Consider the following 20,058-nt stretch of genomic DNA (forward strand, 5'->3'; position numbering starts at 1 on the left):
AACCTCTTTGGACTTTAGCCCCATTGATTTTGGGATATTAGAAGATTATTCTAAAATTTCTTTGAGCTTTGTATAACCACTGCGGCTAACGGATAGTTTTGTGTTGTCTTTTAATACACATCGGTAAGACTCACTATCATAAAGTTCTATTTCTTTTATAAAAGAAATGTTTACAATATTGGAACGATGAATTCTAATGAAATTTTTTGGATCAAGGTGATCTTCAAAATATTTCATCGTTTTTTGTTTTAGATATTTTCCATCCAGTGTATGTATCATTACATAATCATCTTGCGCTTCGAAGTAGATAACTTTATCAATCGGGATGATATTTATTTTTTGGTTTTGTTTTACAATCACTCGGTCAAGAAATTCAAGCTCTTCTTCAAGATGTGATTTTAATTTTTCTACTTTTTCATCACTTGTTGATAACTGTTCTTTAGTAACTTTATTAACTGCATCCGCAAATCTTTCTTCCGAAAATGGTTTTAAAAGATAATCTATAGCATTTACTTCGAATGCTTTTAGGGCATATTGATCAAAAGCGGTTGTAAAAATTATTTTTGGTTTTTCTTCAAGAATTTCAAGCATTTCAAAACCATTCAACTTCGGCATTTGTATATCAAGAAATATTAAATCGGGTTTGTTAATATTTATTGATTTTATTCCATCAAAACCATTGCTGCATTCGTCAATGATTTCAATTTCGTCAATCTTTGAGCAATAATTTTTTACTATTTCGCGAGCAAGTTTTTCATCATCAATAATTATTGTTCGTAATTTGTTCATTCTCTCTCTCCGGTTGGGATATAGATATCAATGGAAAAAATGTTATCAGATTTTTTTACACGCAGTAAATTATCACGGTTGTAAATCAATCGTAATCTGTTTTGAATATTTTTGATTCCAATTCCTTCACCTTTACGTGGTGCAGCTTTGGAATCAAAATTATTGGATACAGAAATTCTTAAGTATTCACCTTCTTTATTACAACTGATTTTTATTTGCACACTGTCAAGACTTTCATAAACGCCATGTTTAATTGCGTTTTCAAAAAGTGGTTGTAAAATCATGTTCGGGACTTCTACTTTTAGACAATCTTCACTTAGTTCTTCGATCAATTCAAACTTTCCTTCAAAACGAACTTTCTCAATTTCCAGATATAATTTTACTGTATCTAATTCTTCGGAAAGTTTATTCTTTTGCTTTTCATTTTTAGAAAGTGTACCACGCAAAAAAGTTGATAAGTTTATTGTCATTTCACGCGCTTTGTCAGGGTTAGTTAAGGTGAGTGAGCTGATCGAATTCAAACTGTTGAAAATAAAATGCGGATTGATTTGATATTTCAGTGATCTAAGTTCGGCTTCTTTTACTAAAGTATTTAATTCTGTTTCTTGCTGAAGTTTTTCTCTGAAGTTATTGTAATAAATGAGCAGATAATAAATTGATATTATAATTGAATAAATTAACAACCCAATTAATAACCGCCATATAATCGATGCATCAAGAAACTCTAGATAGGTTGTAGTGTGTATTAATCGTGACAAAATAAAATAACTTAAACCAATCCAAACTGAGTTTGTTACAGAAGCACCAATCGCGTGGTTGATCAAAATGTTTCTAACTGAAGTAGATTCAAATCCGATAAATTTAGATGGATACCATAACGCAATTCCAAGTAAAAATAAAATGCCGGTGAAAACAAATGAATCCGCAATTGCCAACCACATTTCCAAATTAATAAAATAGATTAGTGTAAGACTCTGAACCGCGAAAATCGAAATCCAAACAGAGCTATAAACTATAATGCTTGTTTTATTATTTAAGAACGGGTGCATCATGATTTAATTTCAATTCCTCCGAATAGAGTGAAGCCATTAATTGTAATTACATTCTCTTCATTATCGTTGACAGGAGCTGATTTTCTTCTTTCATCCGCTGAACCCCCAAATATAGCCGAACCTTTATTAATTACTTTCCAAGTTGAAGGAATTGTTAATTCGGTTCCACCAAAAATAGTGTCACAGTAAAGTGATGCATTCTGTTCGAGCTTTGCATCTCTAAAATCTAATTCAGTACTTCCAAACAGAGTTGAAGTTTTCCCGGTTCGGAAATTTTGAGATGTTATTCGATATTTATTTTCATTAAAAACTGTACTTAAATCCAAGGTGTTGTCCGCATAATCAACCCAACCTTCTGTTTTTTCACCTTCGATGGATTTTTTCTTTTTATGTTGAAACAAAATTGAGAGTCCTAATAAAATAATGAACACAGGCCATATATCGCTAAATATTTCTCCGGCCGGATAATCATAATAACGAGCCGTTATAAATATTGCGCCAACAATCATAGCAGAGAAACCCCAGAAACTTCCGCGGGAGGAAATTGTTGTAACCAGTCCTATCAGAAAAACTAATGACGGCCATGAAAGGAAAACGTATTCAAACTCCCAAGAAAAAACATTTAGATTGCGAAGTACAAATGCAAGTCCCACAACTATAAGTGAAAATCCTATTAATAATCTTCCGTTACATTGTTTCATTTTATCCTCCAGTAAAATTAACTTTTTAAATTTCCGCCGCCAAAGAGAACTAAACCTTTAATTATCAATTTCTTTTCCGGATCAGGAACTTGGTTTGGATCTTTTCTTCGTTTGTCGGAAAAACCGCCGAATATCGGAACAACATCAATTCTTACATTCCAATCTGCCGGCATAGTAATATCACTACCGCCGAACATTGCAAATACATCAAGGTAGTTAGTTCCTTTTGCAAGTTTACATTCATACAAATCAATTTCCGATCCACCGAAGATTGCTGTTATTTTACCGCCTTTAAAATTTTGAGAATTGATAACTTTTTTACCTCCACCAAAAACTGAAACATCATTTAAGTATTCGTCGGTTTCTTCATTGAATGGGGAATCTTTATCCTCATCTGAAAATTGTTTTGGTGTATCTCTTCTCTTATAAAGTATGTAAAATCCCAAACCGATTAGAACTAAAGGCCACAACCCGGGGAACCAAGCGAATAAACCAATTGCAATTAGAATATATCCGGCTGTTTTGTTTTCGGAATTTGCAAGAATTAATAATCCGATTATTATTAGTATGGACTGCCATTTGAAAATCCACCATGGGACATCAAAATAAATTACATCAAAATTATCCAATAAAAATAATCCACCTAGAATCACTAAGGCTAAGCCAATAATTAAGCTGATGTTTATTCTTCCTTTCATTCTTTCCTCCTTAATTAAAGTTTCGATCGAAAATTATACTATGCAACGGAGGTAATAAATAAAGAATCGGTAAATCGACGAGAAAAATCGGTGAATGGAAGTTAGAATATGATTAAATTAGTCCGAAGCTAAAATGATCAGCAATCAAATGTAAATTTTGGGGTTATGATGGAAATAGTTTATTTAATTATTGGAATTGTTGTCGGGTTTATCATCGGATTTTTGATTTCAAAATTGAACAACAAAAAGAGTTCAAGCTTAACAATTGAAGAACTCGATGAAATAAAATCCGCAAAAACTAGAGCCGAAGAAAAAGTTTCTCTTTACCAAAATGAATTGAATGAATTGAAAAGTAATCTTGAAAAAGAAAGAACTAAATTATTGGAAATCAGTTCCGAGTATTCAAAGATCAATACCCAAAACGTAAATCTCGAAGAAAAATTATCCAATCAAAAAAAAGAGATTGAAGAACTTCAGGAAAGATTCAGAATAGAGTTCAAAAATTTGGCAAACGAAATTCTAGAAGATAAAAGCAAAAAATTCACCGAGCAGAATCAAGAAAATCTAAGAAATATATTGGACCCGTTGCGTGAAAGAATTACAGATTTCAGAAAAAGAGTTGATGAAATTCACGCATCGGATACAAAAAGTTATTCCGAATTAACAACTCATTTGAAAACTTTGCAAGAACTAAACAGACGAATGTCAGATGAAGCCGAGAATCTTACCAAAGCTTTAAAAGGTGATACAAAAGTAATGGGTTCTTGGGGCGAATTTGTTCTTGAAACCATACTTGAAAAATCCGGATTGGTAAAAAATGAACATTATACAATTCAAGAAAGTTTTACAGATGAAACCGGCAAAAGGTTAAGACCGGATGTTGTTATAAAACTGCCCGAAAAGAAAAGTATAATTATTGACTCGAAAGTTTCACTTGTTGCTTATGAAAAATATTCGTCCGCGGATGATGAAAAAGAAATTGAAAGAGCTGTTAAGGATCACATTTTTTCTATTCGATCTCATATCAAAGGTTTGAGTGCAAAAGAATATCAAAATATTGAGGACTTAAATCCACCGGATTTTGTATTGATGTTCATTCCAATTGAACCTGCATTTAGTTTGGCAGTTCAAAAAGATCCGAGTGTTTTTAATGACGCTTTCGAGAATAATATAGTAATTGTTAGTCCATCTACCTTATTGGCAACGTTAAGAACCATAGAAAATATTTGGCGAAGAGAAAGTCAAAATAAAAATGCGATGGAAATTGCCAGACGAAGCGGAATGTTGTATGATAAATTTGTCGGCTTTGTTGATGATCTTGAAAAAATAGGTAAAAAGATTTCCGAAGCAGATGCATCTTACCATGATGCAAAAAATAAATTATCTGATGGAAGAGGAAACATTTTAAGAAGTATTGAAACAATAAAAGAACTCGGGGCAAAAGCTTCCAAATCATTACCGGACAATATGATTAAAGGTATAGAAGATTAATTCGGAATTCTGAAATGAAAAAGTTAACTAAAGTTTTTGTCGGAACAATTTTATCAATAGTTTTAGTGTTGATTGGATTTGTAATAATCTCCTACTTCTTTCTAAAAAGTTATTCCCCAAATTTTAATGGTTCTACAGAATCATCAGTAATTAAAGACAATATTACAATCTACCGTGATTCGGCGGGGATTCCTTTTATTGTAGCCGAAGATCAAAGTGATGCAGTATTTGCACTTGGTTATTTGCATGCACAAGAAAGGTTATTCCAAATGGATATTGCTCGCAGAGCCGGTGAAGGCAGATTAAGCGAAATTCTAGGAAATAAAACCGTTCCTTTTGATAAAATGTTCAAAACAATGAAGATTGAGAAAACAGTCGAAAAACATTACTCGCAAATTGATCCTAAGTCCAAAGAAATATTAGAAGCATATTCCAACGGTGTGAATTTCTTCATTAATGAAAATTCGGGTAAGCATTCACTTGAGTTCGACATTCTGAACTATGAACCATATCCTTGGGAACCAGAACATTCGTTGCTGCTTGCAAAGTTAATGGCGTTCGAACTAAATATAAGTTGGTGGGCAGATATTGCAATTTCACATTTAATACAAAAGTTTGATGAAGATAAAGTAAAGGAAATAATTCCGGATTACCCGGAAAATGCGCCGACGATTATACCAAACAATTTGAAAACTAGTCCGCTAATTTCTCTTGATTTGATAAGGCTTAATAAGGAATTCAGAAAATTCACTGGATTTGTCGGTACACACATAGGATCAAACAGTTGGGTGGTTAACGGAGAAAAATCAATTACTGGTAAACCAATAATTGCGAATGATCCACACTTAGCATTTCAAGCACCGGGTAAATGGTATTTCGCTTCAATAAGAAGTAATCAATGGAATGTCGAGGGTTTTACGATTCCGGGTTTACCTGCAATTGTCATCGGTAAAAATGAAAACATTGCTTGGGCATTAACTAATGTGATGGCTGATGATGCTGATTTTTACTTTGAGCAATTTGATTCGTCGAAAACCAAATACTTATTGGATGGAAAATGGAATGATTTGGAAATTGAAGAAGATACAATTTTTGTAAAAGATTCTTCGAGTGTAATTTTTAAAATTAGATCAACACATCGTGGACCAATAGTTTCGGGTGCACATGCTTATAATGATCTCTTCCCGAACGAACAACAAAACAAAGCAAACATTAGCATGCGATGGACTGCATATGAATTCAGTGATGAACTGATGGGTATTTTATTAATTAACAAGGCAGAGAACTGGGATGAATTTCTTGCAGGAGTTAAGGAGTTTACTTCGCCCGGACAAAATTTTGTTTATGCTGATGATCAAGGGAATATCGGTTATGCTTGTGCAGCCAGATTACCAATCAGAAATAATGTAAGTCCGACCTTGGTTTATGACGGAACTACTACTGTAGATGATTGGAAAGGATTCGTGTCATTTGAAGAAATGCCTAAACTTTTTAATCCACCTCAGAATTATATTGCTTCGGCTAATAACAAAACCGTCAGCAATTTTAAATATCATATTTCAAATCTGTGGGAGCCATCATCTAGAATCGAACGAATAGATGAATTCTTAAATTCAAAAGAGAAATTTTCCATTGAAGATTTTAAGCAATTGCAGAATGATTTCTTTTCTTACTATGCAAAGCGAATCACGCCACATATCACAAGTGCATTCGGTCAAGCAAAAATTGAAGATGATAATCTAAGTTTGGCATTGGAACTACTGAATAAATGGAATTATCAGATGGATGCCAAAAGTCAAACCCCAACAATATTTAATGTATTCTTAATGAAGTTGTTAGAAAATACTTTTATGGATGAAATGGGCGAAGAACTTTTTCATGAATATGTTTTTATTGCAAACGTTCCGTATAGAGTAATAATTGAATTATTTGAAAAAGGGAATTCCACTTGGTTCGATAATATTGGAACAGAAGAAATTGAAAATCGAGATGCAATTATTCGTGAAAGTTTAGTTGATGCATTAACATTCCTTGAAAAAAAATTTGGAACTAATTTGGCAACTTGGCAATGGGGAGAATTACATCAGATTGAATTTAAGCATTTCTTTGATGGAGTTAATCCTGTAATTGATAACTTTGTTAATATTGGTCCGTTTCCAATCGGTGGTGACGGTACAACTGTCTTTAACACAGAATACTCTTTTACTGAACCGTACTTAAATAAACTCGGTCCTTCGATGAGATATATTTACGACTTTAGCGAAAAAAATAAATTCAATTACATACTACCGACTGGTCAATCAGGTCATATATTCAGTGATCATTACAGTGACATGACCTCTGACTGGCTTGAAGGAAATTATAGGGAGTTAGAACTTGATATGATTTCTATAAAAAGTTTACCTTATAAATTTACTATACTCAAAAAGTGAAAATAATTTCTTAGTTTAACATAATAGATCAACAATATTAATATAATTCAGGAAGCATATTCTTAAATGAAAGTCATAGAACATTTAGCTAAAGCAAAACATACATTAATAAGTTTTGAAATTATACCTCCCAAGCGGGGTGGTGACATAAAAGCCCTTATGGAAGTGTTGGATGCAATAATTAAATTTAATCCGCCGTTTATTGATATAACCAGTCATGCCGCAGAAGTTATATACGAAGAAACTCCCTCGGGTGGATATAAAATGAAGATAAAAAGAAAACGTCCCGGTACACTTGGCATCTGTGCATTGATTCAAAATAAATATAATGTTGATGCTGTACCTCATGTAATTTGTCATGGTTTTACCAGAGAAGAGACAGAAGACTTTCTTATTGAACTCCACTATTTGGGTATTGATAATGTACTTGCCATCAGAGGTGATGATAGCGGTTATCATAAGCCAGTTAAATTTGGAAGAAGTATAAATCAATACGCAATTGATTTAGTAAAGCAAATAAAAGATATCAATGGCGGAAAGTATATAGAAGATAGTCTTCTAGATGCTGAGCCAATGAATTTTTGTATTGGAGTTGGTGGTTATCCTGAAAAACATTTTGAAGCTCCAAATCTCGCGATTGATATAAAATATACAAAACAAAAAGTTGATGCTGGCGCAGATTATGTTGTTACTCAAATGTTTTACGATAATAAAAATTATTTTCAATACTTAGAAAAATGCAAAGAAGCCGGCATAACTGTGCCGATCATACCAGGACTAAAAATTGTAACTTCCAAGCAGCAATTACAAAGTTTACCAAAACATTTTTACATTGATTTACCTAATGAATTAACAGAAGAGATTGATAAAGCAAAACCGGAACACGTTTTAGAAATTGGTGTCAATTGGACTGCAAAACAAGTTGAAGAATTATTGAATGAAAATGTACCAGCAATTCATTTTTATATTATGCAAAATCCCAAGCCAATAAACATGTTGATGAAAAAATTAAAATTATGAAATGGTAAAACCAAGATTGAAAATACCACGCGGTAAAAAATTAACTTGGGGAATCGCAGGTTGCGGTTACTTTACTGAACACACATTTTTACCAACATTTCAACTTCTAAAAAAAAGTAAACCGATAGCGTTATTTAGTGCTTCCAAAGAAAGAGCAAAAAGTGTTGGCGTCAAATTTGGAATTTCCAAAACGTACGATGACTTCGATGAGTTTTTGAAAGAAGATTTTAAAGCAGTTTATATAAATGGTGCAAATTCCAACCACTATGAGAGAGTGATTAAATCTGCACAAGCCGGTAAACATATTCTTTGCGAAAAACCTCTAGCGTTAAATAGTCAACAAGCTGAAGAAATGGTGAAGGTTTGTAAAGAGAATAAGGTTCAGCTATCTGTAAACTACGTTCATCGATTTCATCCTCTGGTAGTTAAAGCCAAAGAATTGATTGATAATCAACTAATTGGAAAGATTGTATCTATTTCAGCTTCCTTTAATGCAGATATTCCACCAAGTGAAAATTTCAGATTTAAACGCGAGCTTAGCGGTGGTGGAGCTCTTCGTGATGTTGGTACGCACATGATTGATTTACTCAGATTTTTCGGCGGAGAAATTATTGAGATTAAAGGTTACATGGATAACATAATTTATAAAAGTGATGTTGAAGATTTTTCATCTGCTGTATTAAAATTTCAGAAAAGTGGTTACGGTCATTTTAATGTTTCCTTCAACACGAAAAGATTTTTTAATCGTATAGAAATACTCGGCTATAAAGGTGCCATCAGTATTGAAAACGTAATTGGAAAGAAACCATCTCAAAGTAGACTTACTATTGATCTTCATGGTGAAACCAAAAAAGCATTTAGAAGAAGAGCAAATAAGTTACTATTCCGATTACGTGATTTTCAATCGGCAATATTGAATAATGAAATTCCTTTGGTCAGCGGCGAAGATGGACTTATAAATCTAAAGTTAATGGAAGAATTGGAAAGGCAATGTCAATAAGAAGTGAACTTGTCAAGTACTGTCATAAAGTTTATGAAAAAGGATTCGTTGCAGCATATGACGGAAACTTATCCATTCGACTAGATTCGTCAAAAATTCTTATTACTCCATCCGGAAAATGCAAAGGTGAAATTCGAGAAGAAGACTTAATAGAAATTGATTACGACGGAAATGTAGTAAGCGGCAGTGGCAAAGCTTCAACTGAAAGCAAAATCCATCTGCTCGCTTACAAAAGACGTAGTGATATTGATGCCGTTGTTCATTGTCACCCCGTTCATGCAACAGCATTTGCAGCAATAGGAGAGGGTTTTACAACTCCTATTTTCCCAGAAGTAATCTTGTCATTGGGTAAAGTGCCGCTTTGTAAATATTCAACTCCGTCTACAGATGAACTTCCCAAATCAATGGAACCATATATTGATTTTGCTTATGCACTGCTGTTTGAAAATCATGGAGCAGTAACTTTTGCAAAAACAATTAAAGGCGCCTATTTCAGAATGGAAAAACTTGAACATGCAGCACAAATTTTATCTGTAGCCAGATCAATGGGAAGAGAAAAAACAATTCCGAATCTCAAACTGAAAGAATTATATAATATAGCAGAATCAACTTATGGTATAAAGATTAATAAAAATTCTCGCATGGATTATTAAAAATGTCTAAGGAAAAATTAAAAATCGCTTTATTAGTTGGTGGGGCTTCACCGGAAAGAGAAGTCTCCAAAGAATCAAGTAAATCTATTGCTCATGCTATACGTGAACTTGGACATGAACTGATTCTTATCGATCCGGCTTATGGAAAAAATCAACCGACAGACGAAAGATTGTACTTTGTAAAAGATGATTTTAGCGAAGTAAAGAAAGAAAATTATGTTGAAGCCATTAATTCATTGCTGCCACATGACACTGATCTGGTATTTTTAGGTTTACATGGTAAATACGGTGAGGATGGAACCGTGCAATCCTTACTTGAACTAAGAGGTATAAATTACACAGGGTCCAAAGTTTTATCTAGCGCGATGGCAATGGACAAAATAATGTCAAAAATTTTATTCCAACATTATGATGTAGCAACTCCTAAATGGTTCGTTGTCGGATTTAATGAAATAAATTATGAAGTAATAAAAGATAAGATTAAGAAATTCTTTGGATACCCTTGTATTATCAAACCAAATGATCAAGGTTCAACTGTTGGTTTATCTGTATGTAGAGGAGATGCCGAAGTTGAAGAATCAATCGTTCTGGCAAAAAGATTTTCAAATAAAGTATTAATTGAAGAATATATTCCCGGTAGGGAAGTAACAGTAGGAATTTTGGGTCAACAGACTTTGCCTGTTCTTGAAATTAAACCAAAACATGGCTTATATGATTATGAAAGTAAATACACTGACGGTATGAGTGAATATATCGTTCCGGCTGATATTCCCGAAAATGTAGCAAGTCACTTGCAGCATCAAGCTCTTCTTGCATTTAATTCCGTTGAGTGTTCAAACTATGCACGAGTTGACTTCAGGCTTACAAACGACTACAAAAATTACTGTCTGGAAGTTAATACTTTACCGGGGATGACGAGTCACAGCTTAATCCCCAAAATGGCAAAAGCGGTTGGAGTTTCGTTTTACGAATTGATAGATAGAATTATTAAGCATGAATTAAATGGCTAAGTTAAAGTCGCTATCAAAAGCAAAGATAATAGGGGGAGTTTACTTTTTAGTTGTTCTACTCATCTTAGCTTTTCTGTTTTTCAATAACAAAGGTATTCTTAAGTATCTTGAAGTTAAAAATCGAGTTGAATCACTCGAAAGAGAAATAAAATCTTCCGAAAAACGAATAGAAAAAATTGAAGCAGAAATGGATTCATTAAGAAACGACCGCTTTAAAAAAGAAAAAACCGCTCGCGAAAAATATAACATGAAACGTCCTTTAGAAAAAGGGCTTGATGTAAAAATTAAAACTAATGGCAACCAAGAGTAATATAACTTCTCATACACCACTTGCAGAAAGAATCCGACCTAAAAATCTTGATCAATTTTTTGGACAGAAACACCTAGTTGGCCAAGGAAAGCCTATCAGAGTAATGATTGAAAGTGATAATTTGTTGTCATTTATTTTATGGGGACCACCGGGAACTGGTAAAACTACATTAGCTAAAATTATTTCTGCTCAAACCAAATCAGATTTCTATCAACTTAATGCCGTTTCATCTGGTGTGAAGGATGTAAGAAAAGTAATTGAAACTGCAGTTACAAATCTTCAATACAATAAAAGAACAATTTTATTTATAGATGAAATTCATCGTTTCAATAAGGCTCAGCAAGATGCATTATTATCCTCAGTTGAATCGGGACAGATTATTTTAATTGGCGCAACAACTGAAAACCCCTCGTTTGAAGTTATTTCAGCTTTGAGATCAAGGACGAGGACTTACATTCTAAATGAATTAACAATAGATGATCTTAATAATATTATCGATTATGCACTGATGAATGATGAAACGTTGAGGGCTTACAAGATTAATGAATTTGATAGAGACTATCTTATTTATATAAGTGGAGGAGACGCGAGAACTTTGCTTAATATACTTGAGTTAGTTTTTGCTCAACACAATAATGATGAAAGTATAGACATTACGAAGAATGTAATCGAGAACATTATTCAACAAAAGAATATTATTTATGATAAAGCCGGCGAAGAACATTATAATGTGGTTTCAGCATTTATAAAAAGCTTAAGAGGCAGTGATCCTGATGCCGCAATTTATTGGATGGCCAGAATGATAGAGGGCGGGGAAGATCCTTTATTTATTGCCAGAAGAATGCTGATTTTTGCAGCCGAAGATATCGGGAATGCATCACCAAATGCACTTGTACTTGCAGAAGCAACTTTTGGTGCCGTCGATAAAATTGGAATGCCCGAAGGAAGAATTATTCTTGCACAATGCGCCACATACTTAGCATCTTCACCTAAAAGTAATTCTTCATATCTAGCAATCAATAAAGCACTTGCTGATGTTAGGAATGAGAAACTCTATGCAGTACCAAATCATTTAAGAAACGCTCCTACTAGTTTTATGAAATCTATCGGTTATGCAAAAGGTTATAAATACCCGCATGATTTTGACAATCATTTTGTGGATGAAAATTATCTTCCGAATGAATTAGTTAATAAACAGTATTACAAGCCGACTGAAATGGGCAAAGAAAAGTCATTAAAAGATTTTTTGAAATTTCTTTGGAAGAATAGAAAGAAGTATTAAAAATAAGTGTAGAATTGATTACATACTTATAAACTGCTTACCTGGAAGCTGTTTAACCAATCCTTTGAATTCGAGCGTTAGCAAGTTAACCAAACAGTCTGAAGTGGAACAACCCAATTTTTGTGAAAGTTGGTCGATGTGAATCGGATTGTTGTCTAAATGGTCTAAAATATTTTGTTCAAAAAGACTGATATCTAATTTTTCTTTTGGAATGTTTTTTCCAAGTATCGGTTTTAATTTTAGATCTAATTCAACTAAAATATCTTCTGCACTTGTAATAAGCTTTGCTCTGCTCTCTTTTATTAATTCATTTGTGCCTTCACTTTGCGGACTTTCTAAATTTCCCGGGACAGCAAAAACTTCTCTGTTTTGATCGAGAGCTAATCTGGCAGTTTGCATTGCGCCACCGTTTATATTTGTTTCAACGATAACCGATCCAAGTGTTAATCCGGAAATTATTCTATTTCTCCTGGGAAAGTTTTGAGCATCGGGTTTAGTACCTAATGGAAACTCAGAAATTACAGCACCATTTTCAGAGATCTCTTTTGCCAAATCTTTATTTTCAGGTGGATAGATTTTATCAAGTCCTGAACCAAGAATTGCAACAGTTCTACCACCATTCTTTAAAGCCGTTTTATGAGCAATAGAATCTATACCCCGCGCCAATCCACTTACTATTGTTATTCTATTTTCAACTAACTCCACAGAAATTTTCTCGGCAATTTTCCTGCCATAGGCAGTCGGTCGTCTTGTACCAACCACAGCTAAAGAATATTTATCATCATCCATTAATTTTCCCCAAACGAATAAAAAGATTGGCGGGGAGTAAATATTTTTTAAGATTGCCGGATACTCAGAATCAAAATAAGTGATTAGTTTAAAACCCCTCTCATTTAATTGTTCAATTTCTTGTTGAAATATTTTCACATGATCTAAAAGTTCATTCGAAGCAAGCTGAATTCTCCGGGCTAGAGTACTGCTAATTAAACTGACTTGAGAAAGTTCATTTTTACAAGCTGCAAATATCTCTGAAGGAGAATGAAATTTTGAAACTAGATTAAGGATTTTTGAAGGACCAAGACCATCAATTTTAAGTAGCAGACTTAATGCTGAGAGATTTTTGAGATCCAATTTAATAATGTGGTTTTATTAAAATTACTTTTCTGCTAGATCTACGTCGTCAACAATAGCAATAATCATTGTATTTACTGGTGCATTCCCGTGACCAAGAATTTGTTGAACAGCATCCCCTTCACGAGCAACGATTACAGTATCACCAATTCCCGCGTCAATTAAATCGAGTGCTATATATTCACTTGAACCAATAAAATTACCATCGAAATCAATTGCTTGAACGATTAGCAACTTATGACCTTTTAGGTATTCGTTCTTCTGTGTAGAAACCAAGTTTCCTTTAACTTTTGCTAGGAACATTTTCTGAAGTTCCGGCTTTTTTATTTTTCTTATATAAAATTGCTAATGGAAAGATAATAAGATATGCAATAAGTAAAATAATAGGTGAAATCGTTAATGAAACCGGATTATCCCACGGACCGAATGTCATTAAAAAGAAACCAAGAACAAGAACCAATATACCAGCACTTAACAATAAATAATTTTCCCGAGTCCAATAATTCTTAAAAGGTGACTCTGATCTAGTTTTTCTAATGCGTGATTGTTTTTTGATTTGTTTTGCCATAATAAATCCCTTGTTAAAATTAAAAGCCCAGTGTTGGGGGGAGACACTGGGCCGGAACACAAACTCAAAGATCAATGTCTTTGAAAGCTTGATGTCGTAAATATAAATCTACTACTATAGTTTGTCAAGAATATAATTACTTCTGAAGTTGATAAACTATTTTGCGGATTGTATCGAATTGAAGATAAGGATAATCTTCCCTTAACCTATCAATAGCATCGCTCGCTGAGATCTTACTATCACGCAAGGATTTGAATTTTTTACGAATTTGGTAATCGCGAACTGACTTCTCGTTAATCAGTCCACGGCTATCAAGAAGTTCGTAAATATCATCACTAATTAAATCAGCTAAAGGATTATTTGATGCTTGATTTGGGTTCTTCATGGCTACCCCCTTTTGTTAGTGGATAAAAACTAATCACTGTAACAAATAGCTATTCGAACCTCCCAACGATTAAACTCAATTTTATACAAATAAGAAATTGAACTAGTTCCAGAAAAGTGCCTAAAATCTAGGCAGTAGTAATAAAAGAAAAGTAAAAATTATACTATAGTAATCTCTCTTGAAATGTTAATTTTAACCCCACCAAATAAAAAAGAAAAATAATTTAATTTTCTTCTTGCAAATTAAAAAAGAATACCATAACTTAAAGCTTATGTTTTTTTGAAATAATGTAAAGATATACGGCGAAATAAAAATTTTGTTAATTGCTGATTTAAAATCACTTGACAAAAAAGATTTTATAATGTAAGTTTCGTGTCCGTCTTTAATGACGGAAGTTCTTTGACAGAGTGAGTGACTAAAGATAAATCTTTAGTGATTTCGACAGCAGGTTACGTCAATTTTAAATTATAATTACAACGGAGAGTTTGATCCTGGCTCAGGACGAACGCTGGCGGCGTGCTTAACACATGCAAGTCTAGGGGAAAGTTTTCTTCGGAGAACCGGTACACTGGCGCACGGGTGAGTAATGCATAAGTAACCTTCCCTTGGGACTGGAATAACTTCGAGAAATCGGAGCTAATACCGGATGATGCAGCGGCACCTTATGGTGATGTTGTTAAAGTTGCTTCGGTAACACCTAAGGATGGGCTTATGTCTGATTAGCTAGTTGGTAGGGTAATGGCCTACCAAGGCAACGATCAGTAGCTGGTCTGAGAGGATGATCAGCCACACTGGAACTGAGACACGGTCCAGACTCCTACGGGAGGCAGCAGTGAGGAATATTGGGCAATGCCCGCAAGGGTGACCCAGCAACGCCGCGTGGAGGATGAATGCCGTAAGGTTGTAAACTCCTTTTAGTGGGGATGAAAAATTCTGCTTCGCAAGGTGCAGAGCTTGACCGTACCCACAGAAAAAGCCCCGGCTAACTACGTGCCAGCAGCCGCGGTAATACGTAGGGGGCAAGCGTTGTCCGGATTTACTGGGTGTAAAGGGCGCGCAGGCGGATCTGTAAGTCAGTGGTGAAATCCTACGGCTTAACCGTAGAACTGCCTCTGATACTGCAGATCTTGAGTTTGGAAGAGAGAAGTGGAATTCCAGGTGTAGTGGTGAAATACGTAGATATCTGGAAGAACACCAGTGGCGAAGGCGACTTCTTGGTCCATAACTGACGCTGAGGCGCGAAAGCGTGGGGAGCAAACAGGATTAGATACCCTGGTAGTCCACGCTGTAAACGATGAATACTAGGTGTTGGCTCCGTTAGGGGTCAGTGCCGCAGCAAACGCATTAAGTATTCCACCTGGGGAGTACGATCGCAAGGTTGAAACTCAAAGGAATTGACGGGGGCCCGCACAAGCAGTGGAGCATGTGGTTTAATTCGATGCAACGCGAAGAACCTTACCTAGGCTTGAAATGCAGTGGACCGGGTATGAAAGTACCTTTCCCTTCGGGGCCGCTGTACAGGTGCTGCATGGCTGTCGTCAGCTCGTGCCGTGAGGTGTTGGGTTAAGTCTCGCAACGAGCGCAACCCCTACTATTAGTTGCCATCAGGTTATGCTGGGCACTCTAATGGGACTGCCTACGCAAGTAGTGAGGAAGGTGGGGATGACGTCAAGTCAGCATGGCCCTTACGCCTAGGGCTACACACGTGCTACAATGGGTACTACAACGGGTTGCTAAGCCGCAAGGTGGAGCCAATCCCTTAAAGGTATCCTCAGTTCGGATTGGAGTCTGCAACTCGACTCCATGAAGTTGGAATTGCTAGTAATCGCGTATCAGCGCGACGCGGTGAATACGTTCCCGGGCCTTGTACACACCGCCCGTCAAGCCATGGAAGCCGGGGGTACCCGAAGTCGGTGACCTAACCGTAAGGAAGGAGCTGCCTAAGGTAAAACTGGTGACTGGGGCTAAGTCGTAACAAGGTAGCCGTACCGGAAGGTGCGGCTGGATCACCTCCTTTCTAAGAGTAACTTCGAAATCACATTTTAGATTCTTTAGTCCTCGCTCTTTTTTATTTATTTGTTCTTAAATTATTTTGAGCGATCGGCCTAAAGGCTGTTTTCAAAATTATACCTAATGGGCCTGTAGCTCAGATGGTTAGAGCGCACGCCTGATAAGCGTGAGGTCAGTGGTTCAATTCCACTCAGGCCCACATTAAGGGTGATGCGTTTAGTTTTTGCTGAACTGATTGACCCTTAATTTCTATTAAGGGGCTATAGCTCAATTGGGAGAGCGCCGCCCTTGCAAGGCGGAGGTTATCGGTTCGATCCCGATTAGCTCCACAAACTCGATTAACGTCGATTTGTTCTTTGAAATATTGGAAGAGTAGTTATTTGCATATGCAAGTAACACTGAGCCTGTAATAAAAAATATAAACAATGTCTTTTTATTGTAATCAAAATTAGACGTCTTAGAAATTTTTGGTTAAGTTATTAAGGGCATACGGTGGATGCCTTGGCACAAAGAGGCGACGAAGGACGCGGCTACCAGCGATATGCTGCGGTGAGGTGGAAGCAACCTAGTACCCGCAGATCTCCGAATGGGGCAACCCATCCCAAGTAATGTTGGGATATCCTCAACTGAATAAATAGGTTGGGAGAGGCTAACCCGGGGAACTGAAACATCTAAGTACCCGGAGGAAGAGAAAACAACCGTGATTTCCTAAGTAGTGGCGAGCGAAAGGGAAACAGCCTAAACCGTTTAACATGTTAAAGGACGCAACCTTTGTGTTAGCGGTGTTGTGGGATGTATTCCGACCAAATTGCGATTAGGTCGGGAAGTAAAAAATTAAATTGTTAGCTGAATCTTCTGGAAAGTTGTACCAAAGAGGGTGATAGTCCCGTAAGTGAAAACAATTTAACTTCCTCGAATACACTCCCGAGTACCACGAAATAAGTGGAAGTTTGTGGGAATCTGCCAGAACCATCTGGTAAGGCTAAATACTACTTTGTGACCGATAGTGAATAAGTACCGTGAGGGAAAGGTGAAAAGAACTCCTAACAGGAGAGTGAAATAGTACCTGAAACCGTATGCTTACAAGCAGTTGGAGTCCCGATTTATCGGGATGACAGCGTGCCTTTTGGATAATGAGCCAACGAGTTACTCCTATGCTGCAAGGTTAATTCCTTAAGGGAAGAAGCCGTAGCGAAAGCGAGTCTGAAATGGGCGTTTTAGTAGCATGGGGTAGACGCGAAACCGTGTGATCTATCCTTGGCCAGGATGAAGTGAGGGTAAAACCTCATGGAGGTCCGAACCAGTGTGGGTTGAAAACCGCTTGGATGAGCTGAGGATAGGGGTGAAAGGCCAACCAAACTCGGAAATAGCTCGTACTCCTCGAAATAGCTTTAGGGCTAGCCTCGAGCATAGTGTACTGGAGGTAGAGCACTGATTGGGCTAGGGCCCTCACAAGGGTACCAAACCCAGACAAACTCCGAATTCCAGATACATGTTTCTCGGGAGTCAGGCAGTGGGGGATAAGCTTCATTGCCAAGAGGGGAACAACCCAGACCACCAGCTAAGGTCCCCAAATAGTAGTTAACAGAGAAAGGATGTTGAGTTGCTCAGACAACTAGGATGTTGGCTTAGAAGCAGCCATTCATTTAAAGAGTGCGTAATAGCTCACTAGTCAAGCGACTCGGCGTCGACAATACGCGGGACTTAAACTACTTACCGAAGCTGTGGATCCATTATGAGATGGTAGAGGAGCATTCTATTTGCGTTGAAGGTGTATCGCGAGGTATGCTGGAGCGTATAGAAAAGCAAATGTTGGCATAAGTAACGATAATGTCGATGAGAAATCGGCACGCCGAAAGTCTAAGGATTCCTGAGCAATGTTAATCAACTCAGGGTTAGTCGGACCCTAAGCCGAGGCTGAAAGGCGTAGGCGATGGAAAACGGGTTAACATTCCCGTACCTGGTAAAATTTGTTCGACCATAAGGAGGGACGCAGGAGTGAAGGTCAGCCACCTGACGGATTAGGTGGTCTAAGCGAGTAGGTTTAGAGAGTAGGCAAATCCGCTCTCTTTTAAGACCGAGACGCGAACGGGAGCTCTTAGAGCATAAACTGATCGTAATCATACTGCCAAGAAAATCTTCGTATGGGAGAATTTTATCAGACCGTACCGCAAACCGACACAGGTAGACGAGATGAGTATTCTAAGGCGCTCGAGTGAGCCGTGGCTAAGGAACTCGGCAAATTAACCCCGTAACTTCGGGAGAAGGGGTGCCCCAAGTAAGTGATGATTTTACTTTCTGAGCTGAACGGGGCCGCAGTGAAAAGGCCCAGGCGACTGTTTAACAAAAACACATGTCTCTGCGAAGTCAATCAAGACGAAGTATAGGGACTGACACCTGCCCGGTGCTGGAAGGTTAAGGGGAGAGGTTAGCCGTAAGGCGAAGCTTTGAACCGAAGCCCCAGTAAACGGCGGCCGTAACTATAACGGTCCTAAGGTAGCGAAATTCCTTGTCGGGTAAGTTCCGACCTGCACGAATGGTGTAACGATCTGGGCACTGTCTCAGCCACGGGCTCGGTGAAATTGTGGTACCGGTGAAGACGCCGGTTACCCGCATATGGACGGAAAGACCCCGTGAACCTTTACTGCACCCTAACATTGGGTTCGGGTAAATCATGTGTAGCATAGGTGGGAGACTTTGAAGCCGGGGCGCTAGCTTCGGTGGAGTCATCGGTGAAATACCACCCTTGGTTTATTTGGATTCTAACCGCGGTCCTTGAATCAGGATCCGGAACAGTGTTAGGCGGGTAGTTTGACTGGGGCGGTCGCCTCCCAAATTGTAACGGAGGCTCTCAATGGTTCCCTCAGCATGGTTGGTAATCATGCGCAGAGTGTAAAGGCATAAGGGAGCTTGACTGCGAGACATACAGGTCGAGCAGGTGCGAAAGCAGGACTTAGTGATCCGGCGGTAGCGAGTGGAAGTGCCGTCGCTCAAAGGATAAAAGGTACTCCGGGGATAACAGGCTGATCTTGCCCAAGAGTTCATATCGACGGCAAGGTTTGGCACCTCGATGTCGGCTCATCGCATCCTGGGGCTGGAGAAGGTCCCAAGGGTTTGGCTGTTCGCCAATTAAAGCGGTACGTGAGCTGGGTTCAGAACGTCGTGAGACAGTTCGGTCCCTATCCTATGCGGGCGAAGGATACTTGAGGAGAGTCGCTCCTAGTACGAGAGGACCGGAGTGAACGAACCGATAGTGTACCAATTGTCGCGCCAGCGGCATCGTTGGGTAGCTATGTTCGGTCATGATAAGCGCTGAAAGCATCTAAGCGCGAAGCATACTTCAAGATTAGGTATCCCTCCGTCTCAGACGGACTAAAGACTCCTTGGAGATTACAAGGTTGATAGGCTACAGGTGTAAGTGCAGTAATGCATTTAGCCGAGTAGTACTAATAAGTCGTGAGACTTAACCATTAAAATTTCTAATACGCCTAATTTAATTCAGGTTCACTCTTCCTTTATTTCTATT

The 20,058-nt window shown here is 37.3% G+C and carries 16 protein-coding genes, 2 tRNA genes and 2 rRNA genes; 12 read left to right on the forward strand and 8 right to left on the reverse strand.

What is annotated here, in order from left to right:
- Nucleotides 1-45: 45 nt before the first annotated feature.
- From QY331_04000 to QY331_04015, 4 genes are read right to left on the reverse strand one after another with little or no spacing between them, the layout of a single operon-like run.
- Nucleotides 46-789, reverse strand: a complete 744-nt coding sequence (locus QY331_04000; protein ID WKZ70420.1) for a LytTR family DNA-binding domain-containing protein — start codon at nt 787-789, stop codon at nt 46-48.
- On the reverse strand, nt 786-1,841 hold the full coding sequence (locus QY331_04005; GenBank protein ID WKZ70421.1) for a histidine kinase: 1,056 nt from the start codon (nt 1,839-1,841) through the stop codon (nt 786-788). Before QY331_04005 ends, QY331_04000 begins: the two co-directional genes overlap by 4 nt.
- Nucleotides 1,838-2,542 carry a DUF5668 domain-containing protein gene (locus QY331_04010; protein ID WKZ70422.1) on the reverse strand — a complete coding sequence of 235 codons (705 nt, stop codon included), beginning with the start codon at nt 2,540-2,542 and terminating at the stop codon, nt 1,838-1,840. The genes QY331_04005 and QY331_04010 overlap by 4 nt, the downstream gene beginning before the upstream one ends.
- Before the next feature lie 17 nt (nt 2,543-2,559).
- Entirely contained in the window at nt 2,560-3,240 is a 681-nt protein-coding gene (locus QY331_04015) for a LiaF-related protein (GenBank protein ID WKZ70423.1), read from the reverse strand.
- A 168-nt stretch (nt 3,241-3,408) separates the two neighbouring features.
- Between QY331_04015 and rmuC the strand changes: the two genes are divergently transcribed.
- The 8 genes from rmuC (at nt 3,409) to QY331_04055 (ending at nt 12,438) form a co-directional block, all read left to right on the forward strand.
- The gene (gene rmuC, locus QY331_04020; GenBank protein ID WKZ70424.1) at nt 3,409-4,731 is read left to right on the forward strand and encodes a DNA recombination protein RmuC; all 1,323 of its coding nucleotides are present in this window, start codon (nt 3,409-3,411) and stop codon (nt 4,729-4,731) included.
- 14 nt (nt 4,732-4,745) lie between these two features.
- Nucleotides 4,746-7,163: a penicillin acylase family protein gene (locus QY331_04025; protein ID WKZ70425.1), complete on the forward strand. Its 2,418-nt coding sequence runs from the start codon at nt 4,746-4,748 to the stop codon at nt 7,161-7,163.
- Nucleotides 7,164-7,229: 66 nt separating this feature from the next.
- Nucleotides 7,230-8,183, forward strand: a complete 954-nt coding sequence (locus tag QY331_04030; protein ID WKZ70426.1) for a methylenetetrahydrofolate reductase — start codon at nt 7,230-7,232, stop codon at nt 8,181-8,183.
- Between the two features lies 1 nt (nt 8,184).
- Entirely contained in the window at nt 8,185-9,183 is a 999-nt protein-coding gene (locus QY331_04035) for a Gfo/Idh/MocA family oxidoreductase (GenBank protein ID WKZ70427.1), read from the forward strand.
- Entirely contained in the window at nt 9,174-9,836 is a 663-nt protein-coding gene (locus tag QY331_04040; protein WKZ70428.1) for a class II aldolase/adducin family protein, read from the forward strand. The genes QY331_04035 and QY331_04040 overlap by 10 nt, the downstream gene beginning before the upstream one ends.
- A gap of 2 nt (nt 9,837-9,838) precedes the next feature.
- A complete protein-coding gene (locus QY331_04045) occupies nt 9,839-10,846 on the forward strand; it encodes a D-alanine--D-alanine ligase (protein WKZ70429.1) in 1,008 nt (335 codons plus the stop codon).
- Nucleotides 10,839-11,156 carry a septum formation initiator family protein gene (locus QY331_04050; protein ID WKZ70430.1) on the forward strand — a complete coding sequence of 106 codons (318 nt, stop codon included), beginning with the start codon at nt 10,839-10,841 and terminating at the stop codon, nt 11,154-11,156. Before QY331_04045 ends, QY331_04050 begins: the two co-directional genes overlap by 8 nt.
- Nucleotides 11,140-12,438, forward strand: coding sequence for a replication-associated recombination protein A (locus tag QY331_04055; GenBank protein WKZ70431.1), 1,299 nt, complete (start codon nt 11,140-11,142; stop codon nt 12,436-12,438). The genes QY331_04050 and QY331_04055 overlap by 17 nt, the downstream gene beginning before the upstream one ends.
- An 18-nt stretch (nt 12,439-12,456) precedes the next feature.
- On the opposite strand, the gene dprA is transcribed toward QY331_04055, so the two are convergent.
- The 4 genes from dprA to QY331_04075 all read right to left on the reverse strand — a co-directional run bounded on the left by dprA (nt 12,457) and on the right by QY331_04075 (nt 14,522).
- The gene (gene dprA, locus QY331_04060) at nt 12,457-13,569 is read right to left on the reverse strand and encodes a DNA-processing protein DprA (protein ID WKZ70432.1); all 1,113 of its coding nucleotides are present in this window, start codon (nt 13,567-13,569) and stop codon (nt 12,457-12,459) included.
- Nucleotides 13,570-13,593: 24 nt separating this feature from the next.
- Entirely contained in the window at nt 13,594-13,872 is a 279-nt protein-coding gene (locus QY331_04065) for a EutN/CcmL family microcompartment protein (protein ID WKZ70433.1), read from the reverse strand.
- Entirely contained in the window at nt 13,853-14,137 is a 285-nt protein-coding gene (locus tag QY331_04070) for a hypothetical protein (GenBank protein ID WKZ70434.1), read from the reverse strand. The genes QY331_04065 and QY331_04070 overlap by 20 nt, the downstream gene beginning before the upstream one ends.
- Nucleotides 14,138-14,273: 136 nt before the next feature.
- A complete protein-coding gene (locus QY331_04075) occupies nt 14,274-14,522 on the reverse strand; it encodes a hypothetical protein (GenBank protein WKZ70435.1) in 249 nt (82 codons plus the stop codon).
- 473 nt (nt 14,523-14,995) lie between these two features.
- On the opposite strand from QY331_04075, the gene QY331_04080 reads away from it, so the two are divergent.
- From QY331_04080 to QY331_04095, 4 genes are all read left to right on the forward strand, one after another.
- Nucleotides 14,996-16,539, forward strand: a 16S ribosomal RNA gene (locus QY331_04080).
- Between the two features lie 118 nt (nt 16,540-16,657).
- Nucleotides 16,658-16,731 (forward strand) — tRNA-Ile (locus tag QY331_04085).
- Between the two features lie 57 nt (nt 16,732-16,788).
- A tRNA-Ala gene (locus QY331_04090) sits at nt 16,789-16,861 on the forward strand.
- A gap of 140 nt (nt 16,862-17,001) precedes the next feature.
- A 23S ribosomal RNA gene (locus QY331_04095) occupies nt 17,002-20,003 on the forward strand.
- The 16S and 23S rRNA genes sit together here with 2 tRNA genes alongside, the layout of an rRNA operon.
- Nucleotides 20,004-20,058 lie beyond the last annotated feature (55 nt).

This window comes from Melioribacteraceae bacterium, from assembly GCA_030584085.1.
Lineage (GTDB): Bacteria > Bacteroidota > Ignavibacteria > Ignavibacteriales > Melioribacteraceae > SURF-28.

What these genes read in the sequence shown, in the direction of transcription:
- QY331_04000 (WKZ70420.1), bottom strand. Translation starts at nt 789, where the DNA reads ATGAACAAATTACGAACAATAATTATTGATGATGAAAAACTTGCTCGC.
- QY331_04005 (WKZ70421.1), bottom strand. Translation starts at nt 1,841, where the DNA reads ATGATGCACCCGTTCTTAAATAATAAAACAAGCATTATAGTTTATAGC.
- QY331_04010 (WKZ70422.1), bottom strand. Translation starts at nt 2,542, where the DNA reads ATGAAACAATGTAACGGAAGATTATTAATAGGATTTTCACTTATAGTT.
- QY331_04015 (WKZ70423.1), bottom strand. Translation starts at nt 3,240, where the DNA reads ATGAAAGGAAGAATAAACATCAGCTTAATTATTGGCTTAGCCTTAGTG.
- rmuC (WKZ70424.1), top strand. Translation starts at nt 3,409, where the DNA reads ATGGAAATAGTTTATTTAATTATTGGAATTGTTGTCGGGTTTATCATC.
- QY331_04025 (WKZ70425.1), top strand. Translation starts at nt 4,746, where the DNA reads ATGAAAAAGTTAACTAAAGTTTTTGTCGGAACAATTTTATCAATAGTT.
- QY331_04030 (WKZ70426.1), top strand. Translation starts at nt 7,230, where the DNA reads ATGAAAGTCATAGAACATTTAGCTAAAGCAAAACATACATTAATAAGT.
- QY331_04035 (WKZ70427.1), top strand. Translation starts at nt 8,185, where the DNA reads ATGGTAAAACCAAGATTGAAAATACCACGCGGTAAAAAATTAACTTGG.
- QY331_04040 (WKZ70428.1), top strand. Translation starts at nt 9,174, where the DNA reads ATGTCAATAAGAAGTGAACTTGTCAAGTACTGTCATAAAGTTTATGAA.
- QY331_04045 (WKZ70429.1), top strand. Translation starts at nt 9,839, where the DNA reads ATGTCTAAGGAAAAATTAAAAATCGCTTTATTAGTTGGTGGGGCTTCA.
- QY331_04050 (WKZ70430.1), top strand. Translation starts at nt 10,839, where the DNA reads ATGGCTAAGTTAAAGTCGCTATCAAAAGCAAAGATAATAGGGGGAGTT.
- QY331_04055 (WKZ70431.1), top strand. Translation starts at nt 11,140, where the DNA reads ATGGCAACCAAGAGTAATATAACTTCTCATACACCACTTGCAGAAAGA.
- QY331_04065 (WKZ70433.1), bottom strand. Translation starts at nt 13,872, where the DNA reads ATGTTCCTAGCAAAAGTTAAAGGAAACTTGGTTTCTACACAGAAGAAC.
- QY331_04070 (WKZ70434.1), bottom strand. Translation starts at nt 14,137, where the DNA reads ATGGCAAAACAAATCAAAAAACAATCACGCATTAGAAAAACTAGATCA.
- QY331_04075 (WKZ70435.1), bottom strand. Translation starts at nt 14,522, where the DNA reads ATGAAGAACCCAAATCAAGCATCAAATAATCCTTTAGCTGATTTAATT.